Origin of the sequence: Mesorhizobium sp. B1-1-5 (assembly GCF_006443065.1) — a bacterium.
GTDB lineage: Bacteria > Pseudomonadota > Alphaproteobacteria > Rhizobiales > Rhizobiaceae > Mesorhizobium.
The window spans coordinates 1-1025 of record NZ_VFWS01000672.1 but is presented as its reverse complement, the minus strand read 5'-3'; the positions used below and the strand labels follow the sequence as shown (position 1 = coordinate 1025).

Below are 1025 nucleotides of genomic sequence, written 5' to 3'. Positions count from 1 at the left end.
TTTCAGCATGGGTCACGCTGGTCTGCGTGGTTTGCGCCTATCCCTATGCCTATCTGATGACCGCGGTCCGACCACGCGTGCGCTTGGTGCTGCTGCTATGTGTGCTGATCCCGTTTTGGGTGAGCGGCGTGGTACGCACTTTGTCCTGGGTGATACTGCTGCAGGATTCGGGGGTCATCAACTCGATCCTGCGGGCGCTCGGGTTCGGCGGCATCAGGCTGATCCGCACCCAGACGGGCGTGGTCATCGGCATGGCGCAGGTGCTTTTGCCTTTCATGATCCTGCCGCTCTATTCGGTCATGAAAGGCATCGATCTCAGGCTGATGCAAGCCGCGCGGAGCCTCGGGGCGAGACCCTCGCGCGCGTTCCTCACGGTGTATCTGCCGCTGTCGATGCCTGGCGTCTATGCCGGCGCGATCATCGTCTTCATCCTGGCGCTCGGCTTCTACATCACGCCGGCCCTGCTCGGCGGACCGCGCTCGACGATGCTGTCCACGCTGGTGCAGACACAGGTGCTCAGCCTCCTGCAATGGGGCAGGGGCGGGGCCATGGGCGTGGTGCTGCTCGTCACGACCTTCGTGCTGCTGGCGCTTGCCGCGCCCGTGATGCGGTCCAGCCATCGGCAAGCGGGGCGGCCCTGATGGAGATGAAGCCGCTTACCCGCCTCATGCTGGGCCTTGTCTGCCTGCTGGTAGCCATATGGTTGGTGGCACCGACGCTCGTCGTGGTGCCGATGTCATTCAACGAGAACAAATCGCTGGCATTTCCACCCCAGGGCTTCTCCTGGCAATGGTACGAAAATTTCGTCACCAATCCGGATTGGTCGACCAGCTTCCTCAATTCGCTGAAGGTCGCATCGATCGTTGCGGTTCTGGCAACCGTGCTCGGCACCCTTGCCGCCTTCGGCCTCGACCGCATGCAGGCGCGGCCGGCAAATCTCCTGCGCATGCTGATGCTGACGCCGATGGTGGTGCCGGGCGTGGTCCTGGCCATCGGCATCTACGCCGTCTATCTCGACACGCGGC

1 protein-coding gene and 1 pseudogene are annotated in these 1025 nt (G+C 63.3%); both read left to right on the top strand.

The window, feature by feature from the left end; all coding sequences use genetic code 11:
- Positions 1-641, top strand: a 641-nt coding sequence (locus FJ980_RS34270; protein ID WP_140547743.1) for an ABC transporter permease, incomplete at its 5' end; no start/stop codon positions are given.
- Positions 641-1025 (top strand): annotated as a pseudogene (locus FJ980_RS34265) (ABC transporter permease); the annotation flags it as partial. The gene FJ980_RS34270 and the pseudogene FJ980_RS34265, both read left to right, overlap by 1 nt.